This window comes from Candidatus Poriferisocius sp. (genome assembly GCF_965219815.1).
Taxonomy (GTDB): Bacteria; Actinomycetota; Acidimicrobiia; order Acidimicrobiales; family Bin134; genus Poriferisocius.
Window position 1 is genome coordinate 407,885 of record NZ_OZ244791.1, and the last position, 19,704, is coordinate 427,588.

Consider the following 19,704-nt stretch of genomic DNA (forward strand, 5'->3'; position numbering starts at 1 on the left):
TTGACAAGTGTCCTCGATGCTGGCGACCCTGCGATTCATCCTGAACTCCGGAACGACCAGCAGAAGGCGGCGCGTTGTGGGCGTTAATCCTCGAAGACTGGTGGGCGGTTCTCGGAGCGGGCCAGGACGGCTTCTTCGAAGTTGCGGGTGGTCATTCGCACCAGAAGCTGGGCGTTCATCTCCGAGCGCATGTGGGCCGAGTAGCTGGACGCTTCCAGGCCGGCCCAGAGCATTCGCTTGGTGAGCTCGGTGCCGGGACGGCTGAAGGCGGCGATGCCGGTGCCGATCTCGTAGCAACGCTCCAACAGGTCGGCTGGCGGCACCGTCTCGCTCACGAGGCCGATGCGGGCCGCTTCATCGGCATCGACGTCTCTTCCGGTGAGCATTATCTCGAAGGCACGCGACGAACCGATCGCCCTGGGCAACGTGAAGCTGAGGCCCAGCTCGGCCGCAGTGAGGCCGTTGTTGATGCCAGCAGCCCGGAAGTAGGCCTCGGTGGACGCAATGCGTATGTCGCAGCACAGAGCGAGGCACATCCCCCCGCCGATGGCCGCGCCGTTGATGGCAGCAATCACCGGCTGGTGCAGGTCGCCTATCAGCTCAATGACCTCGTGAAGACGGTCGGCGGCCCGGTGGGCGATCGTTGAAGGAGTGAGACCATCGATGTAAGGCACCCGGCCTGCGCTCACCAGGTCAGCGCCGGAGCAGAAGCCGTGGCCGGCGCCGGTGACCACCACCACCCGAATGTCGTTGTCGTTGTTGACGGCCCGCAGGGCATCAGCGAGGGGCACCATCACATCGAAGGCCATGGCGTTCATGCGCTCGGGCCGGTTCAGCGTGACCAGCGCGATGTCGGGCCGGGGGTGGTCGATTAGCACGAAATCGTCTGTGGAAGACATAGCGGGAGACAGTACCAGCCACTGATTCAGGGCGATCCTGAGTCGGGCAAGTTGGGCTTCCCGTCTGCACCGATGATGTGCCCCGCAGAGCCCGAGAGGAGAATCGAACTCCTGACCTATTCATTACGAATGAATTGCTCTACCGACTGAGCTACTCGGGCGCAGGGGTCAGGCTACCAGTGCTATGGCGAGATCGGATTTTCCCAGCCGATCTCACTGAACCTGGCGAAGTCGGTGTCGGTGCTCATGACCACCAGGCCATGTTCAAGCGCCAACGCGGCCAGAGTCGCGTCAGGCACGAGGTTGGCCGTGAGGTGGTAGCGCATGATGAGCTCGCCCAGTAGTTCGGCGGTCCGGGCGCCGGCGGCCGGTACCCATACTGGATCGGCATCAAGCCAGGCACGCACTCTCTGCCAGGCCTGGGCCGGAGTGATGGGACGGTCCCAAATGCGGGGATTGGTGCTGATCCGCACGAACGCAGAAATGGTCTGCAGCGGGAGACCCACCCGCCGACTGCCGTTCAGCACTGCTTCAAGCCAGCGCGCCGCCTTGTCGTGGTGTACTGACGAGGAGTCGGTGGCGTACAGCAGGAGGTTGGCGTCGACAATCACACCGGTAGGGAGGCTTCGGACCCAACTTCACCTTGTTGGTCACCCAATTCGAGTTCGTCGAGCATGCCCAGCACTTCGCCGACGTTGGTCACGTCAATCTTCATGCCCATGTCAAAACTATCGTGTATGTATGCGGGCGTCTCAGCAGGCCTGGCCAGCCCATCGCGCACGAGCCGGTTGACCGCCTCGCTCATACCGATGCCCTCCTCTCGTCGCAGACCCTGAACCGCCGCAGCGACATCATCAGCCAATGTCACGGTTGTTCGCATACAGATGACTTTAGCATCATGATGCTCAAATATGAACATCAAAATGTTTGTCAGAGGCGGGGGAGAGAGAGGAAAAGGGACTGGAGTAGGAGGGGTTCGTTGGGGTTTCTCACCAGGCAGGCGTGGGTGTTGCGGATGCGGGTTATGGCGGCGACGGCATCGGAGGGGTGGTGCCCGGCGGCCATTTGTTGACGGTAGAAGGCGGCCAGGGTGGCTAGGCCGAAGCGGAGTTCGTCGGCTCGCAGGAGGCGCTGTTCTCGGCGGTGGCGGGCGTCCATTTCCCGGCGCAGGCGGGCTTGGGCGCCCACGTCGGCTTCGATGCGGGCCAGGTCTTCGGACTCGGATTGCTGGCGAGCGGTCAAGGGGGCTTGGGCTTCATCGATGAGCGAACGCAGTTCGTCGACCAGGGCCGACACCGTGGCACCGGTGCCGTCTAGCCGGGATGGCGCCGCGGCCCATGCCTGGCGGCGGGCACCGAGGCCCTCGTCGGTGGCCAACAGCCGAGCCCGGCTCACGTCTCCCGCCGCGGCGGCCACGATGTCGTCCAGGCCCTCGGAGCTCACCCCCTCGCGCTCGAGAATGCGGCGCACATCGTCGTCGGGCACCGGGTCGAACTCCACGATGACGCAGCGGGAGGCCACGGTGGTGTGATCGGGGGGGATCTCCTCGCTCAGCAGCACGATGACCGCGGTAGGGGGCGGCTCTTCGATGGTCTTGAGCAGACTGGCCACGGCTTCGGGCTCGGCGGTTTGGAACCGGTCGCAGACAATCACCTTGAGGCGGCCTTCCACCGGGCTGCGGGACGCCTCGAAGATGATCTCGTCGGCCTCGGCCACCCTCAGAGTCCGGCCCTCGGGCTCGTGGATGGCCACGTCAGGGTGGCGACCGGCCAAAGCCAAGCGACGGCTTCGGGAATCGTCTCCGATCAACGCGGCGGCAAAGGCCAAGGCGGCGGTGCGCTTGCCGGTACCCCGCGGGCCGCAGAACAGATAGGCGTGCACCGGCTGGGCCGCGGCTGAGGCCAAGAGCTCGGCTACCCGGGGCTGTCCTTCCAAGGCAGCCCAGACGTCGTCTACGGCGTCGTCGATGCCGGGCAGCGAGTCGCCCGGCGAATCGGAGTGCCGCTCATCCTGGCTCAGCAGGTCAGACACCGAGTCGATCCCGAACCGCGGCGTACACCGCCTCAGCTACTTCGCCGACCGGGCCACTCCCGTCGACTACCACCCACTGGTCGGGGTTCTGCTCGGCCAGGGTCCGGAACCCGTCGAGCACCCGCTGGTGGAAATCGGCATCCTCGGCTTCGATTCGGTCGCCGGGCGATGACCGACGGGACCGGGCCACCTCCTCGGACACCACCAGCAGCACGTTCAGGTCGCTTTGGAGGCCGCCGGTGGCAAAAAGCGACAGGGTCAGGACATCGTCCACCCCCAAGTGGCGTCCGAAGCCCTGATAGGCCAGCGATGACCCGATGAACCGGTCGGTGACCACATGAATCCCCGCGTCCAAAGCAGGGCGGATCACCTCAGCGACGTGCTGGGCCCGGTCGGCGGCCATCAGCAGGGCCTCGGCATGGGACGACAGCGCCAGCTCGGGCGAATCCAACACCAGCGAGCGAATCTGTGCCCCTGAATCAGTGGCGCCGGGTTCGAATGTGAGCTTGGCCCCCAGCCGCTCAGCCAGCAGCTTGGCCTGCGTGCTCTTGCCCACGGCCTCGCCGCCTTCGAAGGCAATCAGGCGGCCGGTCATGACTTGGCCCCTCGCCTGGATACCAGGGTCAAGAATCCAGCAGCCACCATGATGAGTGCGGCCAGCCACAACGTGAGGCGGACGCCGGGGATGATCACGTCAAAGCCGAGAATGTTCACATCCTTGTCGAAGAACTTGTCCGACAGGCCGTTCAGGAACAGGGCCAGTGCGGGACCGAGAAGCAGGGCGAGCATCACCGACGACCGCACCAGCGTGAACAGCCCGGCAAAGACCCGAGCTCGCAGCTCCTCGGTGGCGTTCTCCTGGAGCAGGGTGATCCCCAAGACGTAGACCGTTCCCGCACACACGCCGAGCCCGCCGACGAGCAGGGCTGATCCGAGCAGCGTCCACATCGACGTGGCGACAAAGAGGCAGATGCCGGCCCCGAATACCGCGGCTACGAAGACCCGCTCTTTATGCAACTGGCTCTGCTTTGCGGCCAGCCCGGCAATTCCCAGAGCCACACCGATTCCCAGAGCCACCATAAAGGTGAGGAACCCGTCACCGCCATCCACGTCGAGCACATCTTCAGCGAACACGGGACCCAAGGGAATGATCATTCCCCCGCCGATCAAACCCACCGCGAGGGCGACATTCACCGTCCGTACAGTGGGGTTCGCGAAGATGAAGCTCCATCCCTCCCTCAGGTCTTGAAAGACCTGTTCGGGAGCCCACAGCCGGGTTGAGTCGTCGGGCTGAGCACCGGTTGACTGAGGGCCCCGGGGCAGGGCGAGTCGAGAGATAATCGCAGCGGCCGCCGCGAAACTCGCGGCATCGAGGTAGAACGCAATCGACTCTGTGTCAATGCGCAAGAAATCGACGGCGCCGATGTCATCGATGACGTTGGCCAAATCAGCGAGGCCGATGAAGATGCCCGCGGCAATCGGGAACGTGCCATAGGCGGCAACCAGGGAGAGGGAGTTGACTGCGGTCAGCTTCTCCCGGGGCACCAGATTGGGTACCGAAGCCTCTTTGGCCGGGGCCCACAGCAGGGCGAATCCCTCCAGGATCAGCGAGGCCAGCACGAGCTGCCAGACGAAGTCCACAAACGGCAGCCAGAGCAAAGTGGCGGCCCGGCCCAGATCGCACACCACCATCGTCCGTTTGCGGTCCCATCGGTCTACCAGAACTCCGGCGGCCGAGCCGAAGATGAGACCGGGCAGGAAGCGGGCGATCATCACATAGGCCACCGAGGCCTCCGGGGTGCCGCCGCCGACGCGGTTGGCGGTGATAAGGATGGCGAACAGGGCCAGCCAGTCGCCGCCGGAGGAGAAGATCTGGGCAATCCACAGCCTGAAGTACTGGGCGCTGCCGAAAATCCGGTCAACTCGAGCAGACGCAACCGCAGAGGACTCGTCAAAAGCCATGCCGGGCCGCCTCCACCCGCTCAGGGTAGCTACTGGCCTACGATTCCGACCCAGGCGACGGCTTTTTCTTGGCCGTCCCCGACTTGGCCGCAGTCTTCTTCTTGGCCGCCCCTGATTTTGCCGCGGTCTTCTTCTTGGCCGTGGACTTGCGACGAGCCGCGGGTTTGCCGCCACCGGCAGCCACTTTGTCCCGCCGGACCTGGAGCAGCTCCGCAGCCCGCTCCACGGTGAGGGCTTCCACCGAGTCGCCCTTGCCCAACGAGGCGTTCACTTCGCCGTCGGTCACATAGGGGCCATAGCGGCCGTCCTTGACCACCATCGGCTTGTCGGTGGCCGGATCGGGGCCCAGGTCGCGAAGGGGCGGCTTGGCCGTCTGGCCTCGTCGCCGGCGGGGCTGGGCCAACAGCTCCAGGCACTGCTCCAGCGTGATGGTGAACAGCTGGTCTTCGGATTCGAGGCTCCGATTCTCCTTGCCCTTGCTGAGGTACGGCCCATAGCGCCCGTTCTGAACCACAACCTCGGTGTCGTCGGCGGGATCGACGCCCACCACCCGAGGCAGCGATAGCACCTTGAGGGCCTCTTCCAGGGTGACCGTGTCGGGCTGCATGTCGGCCAGCAGCGATGCCCGCTTGGGCTTTTCCCCGCCGTTGGCAGGATCTTCGCCAACTTGGACATAGGGGCCGAACCGGCCGGTGCGCACAACCACCGGCAGGCCGGTTTCGGGGTCGTCGCCCAGGGTGCGATCGCCGGACGGCGCCGCGATGAAGTCCAGCGCCCGATCCAAGGTCAGCTCGTCGGGAGGCAGGTCGTCGGGAAGGCTGGCCCGGTCGTCGCCGCGCTGCACATAGGGCCCATAGCGCCCGACCCTGACCACCACCGGCTCGCCGCTTTCGTCGGCGCCGATGGGAATGGAGTTCACCGCCCGGGCGTCGATGTCGCCCAAGCGATCAGACACCGCGGTGCGAAGCCCGTATTTGGCCACACCGTGGGCAGACTTGTCGTCGAGCTCGCCATCGGCAGGCCCGAAATAGAACCTGCTCAACCAGGGAATGGACTCCCGGTCGCCCGAGGCGATGCCGTCGAGATCATCCTCCATGCGAGCGGTGAAGGCGTAGTCCACCAGGTTGGGAAAATGCTGCTCCAAAAGGCTGACCACCGAAAACGCCGTGAACGACGGCACCAGCGCTGAGCCCTTCTTCCACACATAGCCACGGTCGACGATGGTGTTCATGATGCTGGCGTAGGTGGATGGACGACCGACCCCCAGGTCCTCCAGCCTCCGCACCAGTGATGCCTCGGTATAGCGAGCCGGGGGCTGGGTGGCGTGGCCGGAGGGCGCCAGTTCCTCGATGGCCAGGGGATCACCGGCCGTCAACGACGGCATCCGCCGCTCCGCCTCCTCCTGGTCGGCCTCGTCGTCGGTGCCCTCGGTGTACACCCGGCGGAAGCCCTCGTGGGTGATCACCGTCCCCGCTGCCGATAAGGCGGCGTCGCGCCCATCGCTGACGGCTCCACCGAGGTCGACGTGGACGGTCTCGCCCACCGTGTCGGTCATCTGGGAGGCCACCGTGCGCTGCCAGATCAGCTCGTACACCTGGGCCTCCAACTTGGGCACCTCGGCCCGCACTTCCTCAGGAGAGCGGAACTGGTCGCCGGAAGGGCGAATGGCCTCGTGGGCCTCCTGGGCGTTCTTGACCTTCTTGGCATAGCGGCGGGGCTCGTCGGGCAGAAAGGAAGCGCCGTAGCGATCCGAGACCACGGCTCGCGCCGCCCGCAAGGCAGTGTCCGACAGGGTGGTGCTGTCGGTGCGCATATAGGTGATGTAGCCCTTCTCGTACAGCGACTGGGCCGCCCTCATGGCCATGGCCGCCGACAGGCGCAGCTTGCGTCCGGCCTCCTGCTGGAAGGTGGAGGTCATGAACGGCGCCGCGGGCCGGCGGCGGTAGGGCTTGACCTCTACGGCTCGCACGCTGATCTCGGCGTCGGCCAGCCCCCGGGCCAATCCGTGAGCCGCCTCCTCGTCGAGATGGACGGTGTTGGAACTGCGTAGTTGGCCGTCGCTGGCGAAGTCCTTGCCAGTGGCCACTTTGGCCCCGTCCACCGCGGTGAGCGTGGCGCTGAACGTTGGGGGATCACCGGGATCTAGTTCGCCCAGCACCCGGAATTCCGCGCTAAGGCTCCAGTAGTCGGCCGCGGTGAAGGCCATGCGCTCCCGCTCCCGCTCAACCACGATGCGGGTGGCCACGCTCTGCACCCGGCCGGCCGAGAGGCGGGGCAGCACCTTCTTCCACAGCACGGGCGATACTTCGTAGCCGTACAGCCGGTCTAACAGCCGGCGGGCCTCTTGGGCATCCACCAGGCGGCGGTCCAGATCCCGGGGGGATTCGATGGCCTCCTGGATGGCCGACGGGGTTATCTCGTGGAACACCATCCGCTTCACGTTGACGTCGGCCTTGGGGGACAGCACTTCGAGCAGGTGCCAGGCGATGGCCTCTCCCTCGCGGTCTTCGTCGGTGGCGAGGTACAGCTCGTCGGCCTCCTTGAGCAGCTGCTTCAGCTTGCGAATCTGAGACTTCTTGTCGGAGGGCACCACATACAGCGGCTTGAAGTCGTTGTCGACGTCGATTCCCAAGCGGGACCATGACTCGTTCCGATACGCCGCCGGCACCTCACTGGCGTTGCTGGGCAGATCTCGGATGTGACCGATTGACGACTCCACCACGTAGCCGGTGCCCAAATAGCCCGCGATGGTCTTGGCCTTGGCCGGAGACTCGACGATGACGAGGGCGTTGGACACGGGGAGAAAGTAGGGGCTGGGAGGGAGTGGTTGTCAAACAGACCCTAAACCCAACCGGGCACAAGTCAGGGGATCAGGTCTTGTCTGCGTACTTAGGGCGGGGCTCAGTACGGGACAGAATCCACAGGCCGACAACGGCAGCGATCAGCGATCCCACCAGAATGCCGATCCTGGACTCATCGGCGACGGTGGGATCATCGAAGGCCAATCGGGATATGAAGAGCGACACGGTGAAGCCGATGCCGGCCACCATGGCCAGCCCCACCATGTGGCTACCAGCCAGCGACTTGGGAATGGTGACCCACCCCACCCTATGGGCGATCCATGAGAACAACGAGATGCCCGCGGTCTTGCCCACCACCAGCCCGATTGCCACTCCCAGTGTCACCGGCGAGGTAACCGCATCGGAAAGCACTTCTCCAGAAAGCTCAACCCCGGCGGCGGACAGGGCGAAGAGGGGGATGATGATGTAGCCGGCGATGGGGTGGAGCAGTTCTTCGATCCGTTGGCTGACCGGCTGCGACTCCCGAATGTGGAATCCCACTCGGCGCACGTCGTCGAGGTGGACCACATCTTGCATCTGGAGCCAGTTGGCCCAGCGGCGAGCCTCGTCTTCGGACTGGAGGGGCTTGGCCGGCGTGACCAGACCGAGGATCACTCCGGCAATGGTGGCGTGGACACCGGATTCCAACACGGCCAGCCAGAAGGCCACCCCGATCACGATGTACACCGGCAGATACCAAACATGGAGTCGGCGGAGGACGAGAATACCCGCCAGCAATATGGCGGCGGTGAGCAGCCAGTTGCTCGAGAGATCGCTGGTGTAGAAGATGGCGATCACCAGAATCGCGCCGATGTCGTCCACAATGGCCAGCGTCAGCAGGAACACCTTCATCTGTCGAGAAATGCGATTGCCCAGCAGCGATAGGACGCCTATGGCAAAGGCGATGTCGGTGGCCATGGGGATTCCCCAGCCGTCTTGGCCCGGGCCGCCGGCATTGAAGGCGAAGTAGACGAGGGCAGGCACCACCATGCCGCCGAGCGCGGCCACCGCGGGCAGCGCGGCGAAGCGGGGATCCCGGAGCTGGCCGGTTACCATCTCTCGTTTGATCTCCAGCCCGATCACGAAGAAGAACACGGCCATGAGGCCGTCTTGAACGATGTGCTCGAGATTCTGCGCAAAGTAGTAGTCGCCTACCGAGAACGTCACGTAGGTGTGCCAAAAGTCGTAGTAGGAGTCCTGCCATGGTGAGTTGACCCAGACGAGGGCGACCACGGTGGCGATGAGCATGAGAACGCCACCGGCGGCTTCGATGGCCGCGAAATGGAGAATGGGACGGCCGATGAAACGAGCCAACCGACTCTGGCCACCCAGGAATGTCAGATCGCTGAGAGGGTTTTTTTCAGCCATCGGAGTTGTTGGAGGCGAGGTGGATGGACAGCGAAACCTCGGTTCCGTCGGGCCCGCTTTGAATCTCGACATCGTCGGAGAGCACCCGCATGAGATAAATGCCCAAACCCCGCTCGAAATTCAAGCGGCTGGGATCGTCGGGCTCGGGGAGAACCTGAATCTGATCGGGGTAGAAGCCAAAGCCCCGATCAGTGATATGGAACTCAAGCCGGTCGTCGGTGAGCGTGCAGCGAATATGAATAGAATCGTCACGACAGGCTCGGGCATGGGCTTCAATGGCGTTGGTGGTGGCCTCGGAGACAGCCACCTTGAAGTCTTCGATGCGCTCCCGACTTAGGGTTGAGTCCATCTCGGCCGCCTCCACCACCAACGATCGAACCAGCGAAAGGTATTCGGGGCGAGCCGGAATCTCGAAGTCGAAGCGGGCCGGATCGGAGGTCATGAGCTGGAGTCCTCAATGGCCGCCGAGACCGAGTCGAACACATCCAGGACGCGGTCGAGTCGAGTGAGCTCGATCAGATCGGCGAGCCGGGAGCCCGCCATCACCAGCCGGATGTCTCCCCCGGCACTTCGCACTCGCTTGGCCCCGCCCATGAGCACGCCCAGCCCGGTGGAATCGATGAAGTCCACCCCGGAGAGATCGATCACCACGTTCTGCGCCCCGGTGCCGATCACCGCCAACAGCCGTTGGCGGAAGCGAGGCGCAGTGGCCATGTCGATCTCGCCGGTGACCGTCAGAACTTCCCATCGCCCGTGTGAGGCAACGGTGACACCAAATTCCACGAAATATCAGACTAGTTGGATGCAGATCCCGTTTCTGTCAGCGGCATTTATTCCACCCGGACGGTTAACGCCTCTTGAATGGCCACAGAGGGAAACAGGCGGCCCACGATGGGCACGGCGGGTTCGGGGCGATAGCGCACCGTCACCCGAAGCAGGCCACCAGTAGTGCGACTCCCAGCAGTTTCCACCTGCAACCGGCTCGCATCCAGCCCGGTGGCGGCAACCGCCCCCGCTCGGGCCGCTTCGGTGGTGGGATCAACCGCGGCGGCTCGGGCTGCTTCCCGGGCCGCGTGGACCACCAGTACATGGTCGCGCACCAGCAAACCGACCTGTACCAACACCAATGCCACCGCCATGATCAGGGGAAGCACCAGCGCGGTCTCCACCGCGGCCTGACCCCGGTCGCGACGCGGCAAACCCGCATCCAACCGGGCGTTTGCCGCCACCGATCAGCTGACGAGGCCGGTGATGTGTCGGAATACGGCGTCGAGAAGGTTGGCGATGCGGTTGGTCCTGGTGACCCAGGACACGAGGAGCATGGCCACCGCGGCAGCCCCCAAGAGTATGAGGGCATACTCGGCCGTAGCCTGACCACGATCGGATCGCAGCCGGGCCAGCCACGAATGCAGGGCGAGCAACCATCGAAGCAAAATCATTCGGTGTACCTGTTTGGGATGGACGCGGCGGGGGAAGTGGGGGCCCTGGTCATCGACGCAGCACGGTCAGGGTCTCGGCCAGCACCGGGGCCAAGGTGAGGAGGATGAACGCGGGCAGAATGCAAGACACCAGAGGCAGCAGCAGCCGCAGGGGCAATCGACGAGCTTGCTCCTCAGCTCGGCGGCGGCGCAGGAGGCGGCTGTCGGCGGCCAGTTGCTCCAGGGCGGGCTCCAACTCGGTGCCGTAGCGATCGCCGTCGATCAGCACCCTGGCCAATGGGCGCACCGGCTCGCCCACGCGGTCGGGAAGCGGCTCCAGGGCATCGGCCAGACGGATCCCGCTGTGGGCCCGCTGAACGGCCTCGGCCAGTCCGAGTCCCACTGGACCGCGGAGACGCTCCCCCACCGCGGCCACCGCAAGATGGACATTGAGCCCCGAGGAGACGGCCAGACGGAGCAGGTCGATGGCTTCGGGAAGCTCTTCGATGATCTCAGCCTGCTTCCGGCGATGCCGTTGGGCCCGTCGGCGGTGAGGAGTGATCCATACCAGCAATCCAACACCTACCCCCAGCACCGGATGGACGACCAATGCGATCACGGCGGCCAGTACGAACCCGACAGCCGGAGCGGCGAGCACCGAGTGGGCCCGCGGTCGGGTCGGAGAGGGAGACCGGACTTGTCGAGGCCGCCGGTGCCAACCCCACAGCACCACCACGGCCGTCCACAGCAACCCCAGAGCGATTGGTAGCGCCACTTCGCTCGCGAACCCCAGAACAGTCGGTAGCGCCACTTCGCTCGCGAACCCCAGAACAGTCGGTAGCGCCACTTCAGTCCCGGGCGTTGACAATCCGGCGCATCCACAGCGCGCCGACTGCATCGAGGCCCAAACCGACAGCGAGGATTGCCAAGCCGAGGCGGGTGGTGAACAAGAAGCCGGCCGTATGGTCTCCCACGCCGGCCGACAAGAGCATGAACCCGAGGGGCAGAGCGGCGATCATCATGGCCGACACCCGGGCCTGCGACGTGAGCGAGCGCACCTCCAACTCAAGCGCCGCCCGATCCCGCAGGGTGGCCGCCACTCCGTCAATGGCCCGAGCCCGGGCCCCGCCCGCGGTGGCGGCGAACGCCATTGCCGCCGCGGCCAGGCCCGCACCGCTGTGGGGGTGCCGACTGGCCCAGCGGTCGAATACGTCGGCGCTGCGAAGCCCTCGGCGAAGCTCATCGGCCAGCGGCACCACCTCTTGGTGCAGCGGAGGCGGAGTGCTGGTGGCAGCCTCCACCGCGGCGGGACCGAGCTGCAAACCGGTCCGCAGCCCCCGGGCGATGGCCTCCAAGAAGCCGGGAAGCTGCGCCTCGATCACCCGGTCGCGACGATGGCGATTAGCCCTTAGCGCCGCCAATGCGACGGCGATGCCCACAGCAACGCCAATGCACGCGCCAGCAACACCCGCCTGGACCGCGCCGAAACCGGCACCCACGAGCGCGATTGCTCCCAGTCCCCTCCAGATTTGGGCCGAGGTCAGGCTCAAACCAGCCTGGACCGCCATGGCTTGCACCCGCTCGACCACCGTGGCCAGACCTGCTCGAACCTCAGTCATTGGTCAAGCCACTGGGGATCGGGATCGGCAGCGTCAGCCACTCGGGCCCTGACTGCGGGCAGGCCGCGCAATTGGAACTCGTCGGCGATCGGGCACAAACGGGGCCGGCTGCCGTCGCCAGAGCGGTCGATTTCGGCCAGCGAAGTGATGCGGCGCTGGCCTTGAGGGCGACGGGCGACATGGACCACCAGATCCACCGCCGCGGTGATCTGCTCTCGCACCGCGGCCAGGGGCACAGCGCCGCCATCGAGGAGCACCATGGTCTCCAGCCGGCTGACGGCGTCGGCCGGGCTGTTGGCATGGCAGGTGGAAAGCGATCCCTCGTGGCCGGTGTTCATGGCTTGGAGCATGTCGAGGGTCTCCGCTCCCCGGACTTCTCCCACGATGATGCGATCAGGCCTCATTCGCAGGGCGTTGCGCACCAGTTGGCGGATGGTGACCGGCGCCACTCCGTCGGCATCCACCGGCCGAGCCTCAAGGCGCACGACATGGTCGCTGCCCAGGGCCAGTTCGGCGGCGTCCTCCACCGTGACCACGCGTTCGCCCTGAGGGATGGATGCGGCCAGCGCATTCAGCAGGGTGGTCTTGCCCGCCCCCGCGCCGCCCGACACCACCAGGTTGCAGCGAGCGCCCACGGCCCATTGCAGCACCGCCACTACTCCCGGAGGGGCGAATTCCTCCAAGGGCACCGGGCGGACCGAGAAGCGGCGAATGGTCACATAGGGGCCGTCCACCGCCACCGGCGGCACCACGGCGTTGAGGCGAGAGCCGTCGGGTAGTCGAGCGTCCACCATCGGCGAGCTGCGGTCGATGCGACGGCCCAACGGTGCCACCGTCTGCTCGATGAGCAATTCGATGGTCTCGGTGTCCAAGATCGTGTTGGTGGTCTCCAAGCGGCCGCGACGCTCGACCCACACCGGTCCGGGGCCGTTCACCATGATCTCCGACACCGACGGATCTCGCAGGAACGGCTCAATGGCCTCCTTGCCGCCCCCACTGCGACTCCAGACCACCGTTCAGAGCTCCTCGGTGAGACGGCCAAGCACCTTGATCGCACCCTTGGGCACCCGTGTCCTCAACATCCCGGCGTCCACCGCTCGTGCGATGTCGGGGTCGACGGCCACGGTGGCGAGCACCGGCGCGCCGATGGCCCGCTCGCAATCGGATCGGGTCAGGGCCCGACCAGCCTCGGCCACCAGCACCACCCCGCTGGGCCGGACCGAGAGCGACACCGTGCGGCGCAGAGCCAGATAACACGCCCGGGTAACCAGCACCGACCGATCGGCCTCGGCGGCCAACCGCCAGCGAAGCTCGTGGTCCGAACCAAGGTCAGACGCCTCCCCCTTGGCCGTCAACACCCCCGCATCCACCACCACGGCGGCACCGGAGGCCAGCCAATCCACGAGCTCGTCGGCCCTTCGAGCGCTCAGCGGCCCCTGGCCCCGGGGAAGCAGCGACAGGTTGGGGGTCAGCTCCTCGAGCACCCGCTCCAGCGAACAGGGGGCGAGATCGCTGCTCAGCCACTGAGCCAGACCCGACACGGGCTCGGCGCTGCCGAACACCGCGGGCAGATCACCGCACAAGTCGACGAGCAGAACGGGCCGGTCGCGATCTTGGGCGGCATGTAAGCTGACAAGAGCCGCGATCACCGTTGTGCCCGAACCCCCCTTGGTTGACCAACAGGTCACCAGCATGAAAACCTCCGCGAGTTGATCGCTTCGGCGAACAGAGGGGAACTTCAGAACAATCTATGTTGAAAATGACCGATAATCAACAGAGATTTTCCTCTGGGCTCGACATTGGCCGTCTGCTACGGCCTTTCGCCGGGCTGGTAGTGCCTGCGGGGGCAGTGATCGCCGCTCTGGCGGTGGGGGCCATCCTGTTGGGGGTGTTCGGGGCCAACCCGCTCACCGGTTATCGGGAGCTGTTCACCGGGGCATTCGGAGGCCCAGACGAACTGGCCGCTACCGCCTTGAAATCCACTCCCCTCATGCTGGTGGGCGTTGGCATCTGCATCGCCTTTCGCACCGGCGTCATCAACATCGGCGGCGAGGGGCAGATCATCATGGGCGCCATCTTGGCCACGGTGGTGGCGTTGGCCCTGCCCGATGTCCCCCGCCCGATCCTGGTGCCGCTGGTGATGATCGCCGGAGGCATCGGCGGGGGGATCTGGGGGGCGATCCCCGGCGCACTGAAGGCCTACAGCGGGGTCAACGAAATCCTCAGCACCATCATGATGAACATCATCGCCGGGTTCTTCATGAGCTTCTTGCTCGAAGATTGGCTCATCGAACCTGGCGCCATCAAAATCCAGCAGACCAAGCGTTTGAGCCAGAACGCCGACCTGCCCATCCTGCCAGGGGGGACGCGCCTGCACCTGGGCATCGTGGTGGCCCTGATCGTGGCAATCCTGGGCTACCTACTGCTGTTCCGCAGCAGCTTGGGCATGCGCTTGCGGGCGGTGGGCCACAATCCCCATGCGTCGCGGGCCGCGGGCATGAAGGTGGAGCTCAGCATTACCCAGGCCTTGGCCTTCAGCGGCGCCTGCGCCGGCATCGCCGGTGCGGTGCTGGTCTTCGGCAGCGAATCGCACCGGCTCATCGGCGAGGGGGGGGCGCTGGCCTTCACCCAGAGCGCGGGATTCAACGGCATAGTGACCGCGTTGTTCGGAGGGCTGCACCCGCTGTTCACTGTGCTGTCGTCTTATCTGTTCGGCGGAATGCTGGCCGGAGGCATCTCTCTCCAGCGAGCGGTGCAAGTGCCCCAGGCCCTGGTGATCGCCCTCAACGGCGTGGTGGTGGTGTTCGTGGTGGGGAGCCTCAAACTGCGAACTCGAGTACAGCGATGGGTTGAGGGCGATATCCAGATGGAGGATCGGGCGTGAGCGATTTCTTCACCGTCGCCATCATCACCGCCACCCTGGCATCGGGCATCCGGCAGGCGGTTCCCTTCCTGCTAGCCGCACTCGGTGAGGCGGTGGGCCAGCGGGCTGGCGTGCTGAACCTGGGCGTGGAGGGCGTGATGCTCATCGGCGCGTTCGCGGCCTACTACACCTCCCTGGAAAGCGGCAGTCCCGTCTTCGGACTGTTGATGGGACTGCTGGTGGGCTTGGTAATGGGCCTCATCTATGCCTTCATCACAGTGGTGATGCACGCCGAACAGGGAATCAGCGGAATCGGGATCTACCTGTTCGGTTTGGGCTTCACCGACCTGCTGTTCCAAAAGCAGGTGGGCACACCGAAGCGTGCCAGCGGGTTGGAGACAGAGCCGCTCGGCTGGCTGGCTGACCACACCGGGCGCGTCGGCGAGCTGCTGTTCAGCCACACGGTGCTCACTTACGTGGCCTTCCTGCTGGTACCGGTGGTGTACTGGCTAATTACCCGGACCACCTTCGGCCTCAACGTGCGGGCCGTGGGGGAAAACCCGCAAGCGGCCGACACCTTAGGAGTGAGCGTCAACGGAATCCGCACCGCAGCGATCGTCTTCGGCAACACCATGGCCGGACTGGCCGGGGCAGTGCTTGCCCTGGAGATCGGGTTCTTCCAGCAGAATCTCACCGCCGGGCGGGGGTTCATCGCCATCGCGTTGGTCTACTTCGGCGCTTGGAGACCGGTCGGGGTGATGGCCGGCTCTCTGCTGTTCGGCATCGTGTCTTCCACCGTGCTGCAACTCCAGGTGCAAGACGTGATCTCCGGATCAGTGGCATCCATCGCCAACATGGCACCCGCAGTCTTGACCGTGATCGTGCTGGTGGTGGTGAGCCGTCGCATCGGCCAACCAGCCGCCCTAACCCGGCCGTTCACCCGGGACAGTTGATCCAGGTCTGGAAATGCCTGCGGCAGCAAGCGGTTACAAGAGACCTTGAACGAATTGACGTCCTACTTATGCCCGTCTCTTAGCTCTTTGGCCAGAAACTTGTCGGTCCTGCTGGTGCCCGTCTCTTAGCTCTTTGGCCAGAAACTTGTCGGTCCTGCTGGTGCCGGAGAAGCCCTGACCGGTGGCGCCGGTGACATGCATGGCCTGACGTACTCGCTTGGCACCGGCATTAGACACCCCCGACCTGCCTTTGGGCATCCGGAGGAGCAGTCGTAGAAAGCCCCAGAGGCCCTTGAAGAAACTGCTGACCATTCTGCTGTGACCTCCAATGAGATTTCGTTTGGTGCGCTTTGTCTCGTTGAGTTCCAGGATATCGGGTGAGCATTGAATTCAATGCCAGACACTTGAGATGCTGGACAGCAAACTAGGACGCGTACGGTTGGGCCGTGCTGGCGCGTCACTGGGCGGTCTTCTGGGTGTGCATGGGAGCGGTCTTCCTGGTCACTCTGGACGCCACCCTGCAACCGCTGGCTCTGGTGAGCATCGGAGAGAGCTTCGACGCCAGCCGCCCCTCGACCGCCTGGGTGCTGAGCGCTTTCTCCATCTCGCTGGCCACGTTTGTTGTAGCTGCCGGGCGCCTCGCCGATCGGACCGGTCGTCGACAGAGTTTCCTTGTCGGGTTGGCCTTGTATGTTCTCGGCTCGGTGGGGGGTTGGCTGGCACCCGAATTGTGGGTGCTGGTTCTGTGCCGATCGCTACAGGGGGCAGGGGCGGCATTCGTGATGCCGGCATCACTCGGCTTGATCCTGGCGGTGTGGCCCGAAGACGACCAAACCAGGGCAATCACCGCCTGGACAGCGGTAGGCGGCGTTGCCGGAGCCCTGGCCCCGACCTTGGGCGGATTGCTCATCGATATCTGGGGCTGGCGGGCGGCCTATGGGCTTAGCGTGGTCATCGGGGTGCCATCATTTGTCGCCGCCCGCGCCCTGCTCACCGAAACCGAGCGCAAGGTTGCTTCTCGGCTGCCCGACTTTGTCGGGGCGCTCATGGTCGCAGCCAGCCTCGGCCTGTTGACCCTAAGCCTGGTGCAGGGCCGGACATGGGGCTGGACCGACAGCCGCATCATCGTTGCCTTCGCCCTGGCCATTGTGTTGGTGCCGCTGATCCGGCACCGCATCTTGGGACATCCGGCACCCATCGTCGAACCGCGGTTGCTGAAGCTGCGGACCTATCGGCGGGCGTTGTTCATCGCCATTGCCATTCCCAGCTTCTTGTTCCCCTATTTCGTGATGATGGTGCAGTACCTCGAGCAAGTCTGGGACTACCGGCCGCTGAGGGCGGGGCTGGCTCTCCTGCCCTTCCCTGCCGCGGCCACGCTGGCCAGCGTGTTGGCCGGACGATTGAGCCGCCGCTTCGACGAGCGCACCATCGCAGTGGCCGCCATGGCCACCACCACGGTGGCGGTGGTATGGCTGCGAGTGGTGCCCGGCCCCGAGCCGGCCTACTGGACGGCGTTCTTCGCGCCCATCGTGTTGGGAGGCATCGGCGGTTGGGGGATGGGGCTGCCCATGATCAACGCCATCGGGGCAAGAGACCTCGACAATGAGACCTACAGCCTGGGCATGGGAGTGCTGTCCACCGCCCGCCAAGTGGGGGCGCTGACCGGTTTGGCCGTCGCCTTCGGCCTGTTGGGCAACGTCCCCGACGCTGAGCTCTTCGACCGCTTCCAACAGATCTGGACCGTGCTGGTAGTGCTGTCCATCATGGGCGTACTCGTCGCCCTATCCCTACCCCGCCGCCCTGCTCTGCGACGCTGATCGGAGAGTCGCGGTCCGGGATCGCCGAGTCTGAAAGACTGGGCGTGGCTGAGAGGAGACGGTCATGGATTATCCCGCCACGTTCGAGTTCAACGCACCGGTGAGCTTCCCCCCTAATCGTGGAGAGTTTGTTTTTGAGGGTCGGGGTTGTGGGCCTGTTCGTATTCTACGGGGCTGGTCATTCCGATTGCGGAGTGGAGGCGGTGCTGGTTGTACCAGGTGTGGACCCATAGGGTGATTTCTCGTCGGGCCCGGGCTCTGGTGGTCCAGGCTCGGCGTGAGATGAGCTCGTGTTGGAGGGTGGAGAAGAACGACTCGGCCGGCGCGTTGTCCAGCGCGTTGCCGGTTCTTCCGGTGGACCGTGAGATGCCGAGCCGCCGGCAGGCGGCGGCGAAGGCTTCTGAGGTGTATTGCGATCCCTTGTCCGAGTGGAAGATGACGCCTTTGACGTTGCCGCCTCTGGTGGCGACCGCGGTGTTGATGGCCTGTTTGGCCAGCTCGGCGGTCGGGTACCGGTCGGAGGTGGCGAAGCCGACCATGCGCCTGGAGTAGAGGTCCTCGACGGTCGCGAGGAACACCGGGCCCTCGGCGGTGGGAACCTGTTTGAAGTCGCCGCACCATTTCTGGTTGACCCCTGTCGCGCTGAAGTCGCGGCCCAGAAGGTCTGTGGGGGCCGCATGGGAGCTGTCGGGGCTGGTGAGGCCCTTTTTGCGTTTGGGGCGGGCGCACAGGCCCTGGCGGGCCATCGAGGCCTCCACCGTCTTCTTCGACACCGACAGGCCATCGCGTCGCAGCCGGGCGCGCACCCTGGGCGACCCGTAGGTGCCGTCCGATTCGTCGAACGCCTTTTTCACCTCGGCGTCCAGCGCCCGGCGACGCCGCTGCCGATCGGTCAGCGGCCGGTCGAGGTGCTTGTAGAACGTGGATTCCGCCACGCCCAGCGCTCTGCAAGCCACAGAGTGAGGCACACCGTGGTCGGTCCTTTGGGCCGCGATGAACCCTGCGGTCACCGCGTCGCCTCGTTGACCCAAAGGACCACGGATCGTTTGAGCACATCACGCTCCATCTCCAGCTCGGCGACCCGGCGGCGCAGCCGGGCCAGCTCGGCCCGCTCGTCGCCGCTCAGCCCGCCCGAGCGCTCGTCTCGGTCCCGGCGCACCCAATTCCCGAGCGTGCCCTCGTTGACGCCGAGCTCCCGGGCGACGTGGGCCACCGGCCGGCCGGTCTCCTTGACGATCCGGACAGCCCCATCACGGAACTCCCGGTCATAATCTCTTCGCGGTCTGGACATAGCTCCTCCTTATAGAGCATGTCTCCACGAAAAGGGGGGAACCTCACCGGAGAGGGTGGCTCGCTGGAGGGTAATCGGCAATTTGATCTTGTCGATTCCCCACATCATCGTGGTCTACCTCTTGGGGATCGTGGGCAGGGTGATCAGCGTTCTCTCTTGGATTGTCATCGTGTTCACCGGAAAGCTGCCCGCCAGCTTGGCTGAGATCAGTTGCATGCTGATCCGCTATCAGACCCGAGTCGGCGTGTTCGTTGTTTTCATGCGGTCGTCTTACCCGCCGTTTGACTTTGACACCTCCACCCAAGACAACGGCAAGGACCCAGAAGTCACGGTGAACTTCGAGCCGGAGTTGGAGGGTCGCAGCCGCCTGAGCGTCTTCTTCCGATTCATTCTCCTGATCCCGGTCGTGATTGTGGGAATACTCTGGGGGATTCTGGCGGAGCTGGCTGCAATTGTTGCTTTCTTCGCCGTGCTCATCCTCGGCCGCTGGCCCAAGGGGCTACTTAATTTCATCGTTGGGATCAACCGCTTCAGCGTCCGCACAAGCGCCTATTGGTCCCTCCTTACCGACAAATTCCCTCCGCTGGGCCTGAGCTGACTCCTTAGTACGCCTCCTCCTGAGGCAGATACGGTGTCGGCGTAT

22 protein-coding genes and 1 tRNA gene are annotated in these 19,704 nt (G+C 65.0%); 4 read left to right on the forward strand and 19 right to left on the reverse strand.

What is annotated here, in order from left to right:
* Positions 1 to 83: 83 nt before the first annotated feature.
* The 17 genes from ACOQPI_RS01945 to ACOQPI_RS02025 all read right to left on the reverse strand — a co-directional run bounded on the left by ACOQPI_RS01945 (position 84) and on the right by ACOQPI_RS02025 (position 13,831).
* Positions 84 to 899 carry an enoyl-CoA hydratase gene (locus ACOQPI_RS01945; RefSeq protein WP_420618040.1) on the reverse strand — a complete coding sequence of 272 codons (816 nt, stop codon included), beginning with the start codon at positions 897 to 899 and terminating at the stop codon, positions 84 to 86.
* Between the two features lie 88 nt (positions 900 to 987).
* Positions 988 to 1,060 (reverse strand) — tRNA-Thr (locus tag ACOQPI_RS01950).
* 21 nt (positions 1,061 to 1,081) lie between these two features.
* Positions 1,082 to 1,510, reverse strand: coding sequence for a TA system VapC family ribonuclease toxin (locus tag ACOQPI_RS01955; RefSeq protein WP_420618041.1), 429 nt, complete (start codon positions 1,508 to 1,510; stop codon positions 1,082 to 1,084).
* Positions 1,507 to 1,779, reverse strand: a complete 273-nt coding sequence (locus ACOQPI_RS01960) for a ribbon-helix-helix domain-containing protein (RefSeq protein ID WP_420618042.1) — start codon at positions 1,777 to 1,779, stop codon at positions 1,507 to 1,509. The genes ACOQPI_RS01955 and ACOQPI_RS01960 overlap by 4 nt, the downstream gene beginning before the upstream one ends.
* Positions 1,780 to 1,829: 50 nt before the next feature.
* Entirely contained in the window at positions 1,830 to 2,930 is a 1,101-nt protein-coding gene (locus ACOQPI_RS01965; RefSeq protein WP_420618043.1) for a hypothetical protein, read from the reverse strand.
* On the reverse strand, positions 2,923 to 3,525 hold the full coding sequence (gene tmk, locus ACOQPI_RS01970; protein WP_420618044.1) for a dTMP kinase: 603 nt from the start codon (positions 3,523 to 3,525) through the stop codon (positions 2,923 to 2,925). Before tmk ends, ACOQPI_RS01965 begins: the two co-directional genes overlap by 8 nt.
* Positions 3,522 to 4,892 carry an MFS transporter gene (locus ACOQPI_RS01975; RefSeq protein WP_420618045.1) on the reverse strand — a complete coding sequence of 457 codons (1,371 nt, stop codon included), beginning with the start codon at positions 4,890 to 4,892 and terminating at the stop codon, positions 3,522 to 3,524. The genes tmk and ACOQPI_RS01975 overlap by 4 nt, the downstream gene beginning before the upstream one ends.
* 37 nt (positions 4,893 to 4,929) lie before the next feature.
* Positions 4,930 to 7,689, reverse strand: coding sequence for a type I DNA topoisomerase (topA, locus tag ACOQPI_RS01980; protein WP_420618046.1), 2,760 nt, complete (start codon positions 7,687 to 7,689; stop codon positions 4,930 to 4,932).
* 73 nt (positions 7,690 to 7,762) lie between these two features.
* Positions 7,763 to 9,100, reverse strand: coding sequence for a Na+/H+ antiporter NhaA (gene nhaA / locus ACOQPI_RS01985; protein WP_420618047.1), 1,338 nt, complete (start codon positions 9,098 to 9,100; stop codon positions 7,763 to 7,765).
* Positions 9,093 to 9,542, reverse strand: a complete 450-nt coding sequence (locus ACOQPI_RS01990) for an ATP-binding protein (RefSeq protein WP_420618048.1) — start codon at positions 9,540 to 9,542, stop codon at positions 9,093 to 9,095. The genes nhaA and ACOQPI_RS01990 overlap by 8 nt, the downstream gene beginning before the upstream one ends.
* Positions 9,539 to 9,883 carry an STAS domain-containing protein gene (locus ACOQPI_RS01995; RefSeq protein ID WP_420618049.1) on the reverse strand — a complete coding sequence of 115 codons (345 nt, stop codon included), beginning with the start codon at positions 9,881 to 9,883 and terminating at the stop codon, positions 9,539 to 9,541. The genes ACOQPI_RS01990 and ACOQPI_RS01995 overlap by 4 nt, the downstream gene beginning before the upstream one ends.
* A gap of 47 nt (positions 9,884 to 9,930) precedes the next feature.
* Positions 9,931 to 10,329 carry a TadE/TadG family type IV pilus assembly protein gene (locus tag ACOQPI_RS02000; protein WP_420618050.1) on the reverse strand — a complete coding sequence of 133 codons (399 nt, stop codon included), beginning with the start codon at positions 10,327 to 10,329 and terminating at the stop codon, positions 9,931 to 9,933.
* A gap of 3 nt (positions 10,330 to 10,332) precedes the next feature.
* Positions 10,333 to 10,539: a DUF4244 domain-containing protein gene (locus tag ACOQPI_RS02005; protein ID WP_420618051.1), complete on the reverse strand. Its 207-nt coding sequence runs from the start codon at positions 10,537 to 10,539 to the stop codon at positions 10,333 to 10,335.
* Positions 10,540 to 10,588: 49 nt separating this feature from the next.
* Positions 10,589 to 11,293: a type II secretion system F family protein gene (locus ACOQPI_RS02010; RefSeq protein ID WP_420618052.1), complete on the reverse strand. Its 705-nt coding sequence runs from the start codon at positions 11,291 to 11,293 to the stop codon at positions 10,589 to 10,591.
* Between the two features lie 73 nt (positions 11,294 to 11,366).
* Positions 11,367 to 12,137, reverse strand: a complete 771-nt coding sequence (locus ACOQPI_RS02015; RefSeq protein ID WP_420618053.1) for a type II secretion system F family protein — start codon at positions 12,135 to 12,137, stop codon at positions 11,367 to 11,369.
* A complete protein-coding gene (locus ACOQPI_RS02020; protein ID WP_420618054.1) occupies positions 12,134 to 13,150 on the reverse strand; it encodes a CpaF family protein in 1,017 nt (338 codons plus the stop codon). Before ACOQPI_RS02020 ends, ACOQPI_RS02015 begins: the two co-directional genes overlap by 4 nt.
* 3 nt (positions 13,151 to 13,153) lie before the next feature.
* Complete coding sequence (locus tag ACOQPI_RS02025; RefSeq protein WP_420618055.1) at positions 13,154 to 13,831, reverse strand: hypothetical protein; 678 nt, start codon at positions 13,829 to 13,831, stop codon at positions 13,154 to 13,156.
* Positions 13,832 to 13,896: 65 nt separating this feature from the next.
* On the opposite strand from ACOQPI_RS02025, the gene ACOQPI_RS02030 reads away from it, so the two are divergent.
* From ACOQPI_RS02030 to ACOQPI_RS02040, 3 genes are all read left to right on the forward strand, one after another.
* The gene (locus ACOQPI_RS02030) at positions 13,897 to 15,021 is read left to right on the forward strand and encodes an ABC transporter permease (protein WP_420618056.1); all 1,125 of its coding nucleotides are present in this window, start codon (positions 13,897 to 13,899) and stop codon (positions 15,019 to 15,021) included.
* Complete coding sequence (locus ACOQPI_RS02035) at positions 15,018 to 15,953, forward strand: ABC transporter permease (protein ID WP_420618057.1); 936 nt, start codon at positions 15,018 to 15,020, stop codon at positions 15,951 to 15,953. The genes ACOQPI_RS02030 and ACOQPI_RS02035 overlap by 4 nt, the downstream gene beginning before the upstream one ends.
* Before the next feature lie 446 nt (positions 15,954 to 16,399).
* Positions 16,400 to 17,770, forward strand: a complete 1,371-nt coding sequence (locus ACOQPI_RS02040; protein ID WP_420618058.1) for an MFS transporter — start codon at positions 16,400 to 16,402, stop codon at positions 17,768 to 17,770.
* Between the two features lie 113 nt (positions 17,771 to 17,883).
* Here ACOQPI_RS02040 and ACOQPI_RS02045 read toward each other — a convergent pair whose 3' ends face one another.
* Together ACOQPI_RS02045 and ACOQPI_RS02050 are read right to left on the reverse strand one after the other, a co-directional pair.
* Positions 17,884 to 18,780, reverse strand: coding sequence for an IS3 family transposase (locus tag ACOQPI_RS02045; protein ID WP_420618059.1), 897 nt, complete (start codon positions 18,778 to 18,780; stop codon positions 17,884 to 17,886).
* On the reverse strand, positions 18,777 to 19,061 hold the full coding sequence (locus ACOQPI_RS02050) for a transposase (RefSeq protein ID WP_420618060.1): 285 nt from the start codon (positions 19,059 to 19,061) through the stop codon (positions 18,777 to 18,779). Before ACOQPI_RS02050 ends, ACOQPI_RS02045 begins: the two co-directional genes overlap by 4 nt.
* A 55-nt stretch (positions 19,062 to 19,116) precedes the next feature.
* Between ACOQPI_RS02050 and ACOQPI_RS02055 the strand changes: the two genes are divergently transcribed.
* Entirely contained in the window at positions 19,117 to 19,659 is a 543-nt protein-coding gene (locus ACOQPI_RS02055; RefSeq protein WP_420618061.1) for a DUF4389 domain-containing protein, read from the forward strand.
* The last annotated feature ends 45 nt before the right edge of the window (positions 19,660 to 19,704 follow it).

What these genes read in the sequence shown, in the direction of transcription:
- ACOQPI_RS02025 (WP_420618055.1), bottom strand. Translation starts at nt 13,831, where the DNA reads ATGCTGGTGACCTGTTGGTCAACCAAGGGGGGTTCGGGCACAACGGTG.
- ACOQPI_RS01990 (WP_420618048.1), bottom strand. Translation starts at nt 9,542, where the DNA reads ATGACCTCCGATCCGGCCCGCTTCGACTTCGAGATTCCGGCTCGCCCC.
- ACOQPI_RS02015 (WP_420618053.1), bottom strand. Translation starts at nt 12,137, where the DNA reads ATGACTGAGGTTCGAGCAGGTCTGGCCACGGTGGTCGAGCGGGTGCAA.
- ACOQPI_RS01945 (WP_420618040.1), bottom strand. Translation starts at nt 899, where the DNA reads ATGTCTTCCACAGACGATTTCGTGCTAATCGACCACCCCCGGCCCGAC.
- ACOQPI_RS02030 (WP_420618056.1), top strand. Translation starts at nt 13,897, where the DNA reads ATGACCGATAATCAACAGAGATTTTCCTCTGGGCTCGACATTGGCCGT.
- nhaA (WP_420618047.1), bottom strand. Translation starts at nt 9,100, where the DNA reads ATGGCTGAAAAAAACCCTCTCAGCGATCTGACATTCCTGGGTGGCCAG.
- tmk (WP_420618044.1), bottom strand. Translation starts at nt 3,525, where the DNA reads ATGACCGGCCGCCTGATTGCCTTCGAAGGCGGCGAGGCCGTGGGCAAG.
- ACOQPI_RS01975 (WP_420618045.1), bottom strand. Translation starts at nt 4,892, where the DNA reads ATGGCTTTTGACGAGTCCTCTGCGGTTGCGTCTGCTCGAGTTGACCGG.
- ACOQPI_RS02050 (WP_420618060.1), bottom strand. Translation starts at nt 19,061, where the DNA reads ATGTCCAGACCGCGAAGAGATTATGACCGGGAGTTCCGTGATGGGGCT.
- ACOQPI_RS02005 (WP_420618051.1), bottom strand. Translation starts at nt 10,539, where the DNA reads ATGATTTTGCTTCGATGGTTGCTCGCCCTGCATTCGTGGCTGGCCCGG.
- ACOQPI_RS01960 (WP_420618042.1), bottom strand. Translation starts at nt 1,779, where the DNA reads ATGCGAACAACCGTGACATTGGCTGATGATGTCGCTGCGGCGGTTCAG.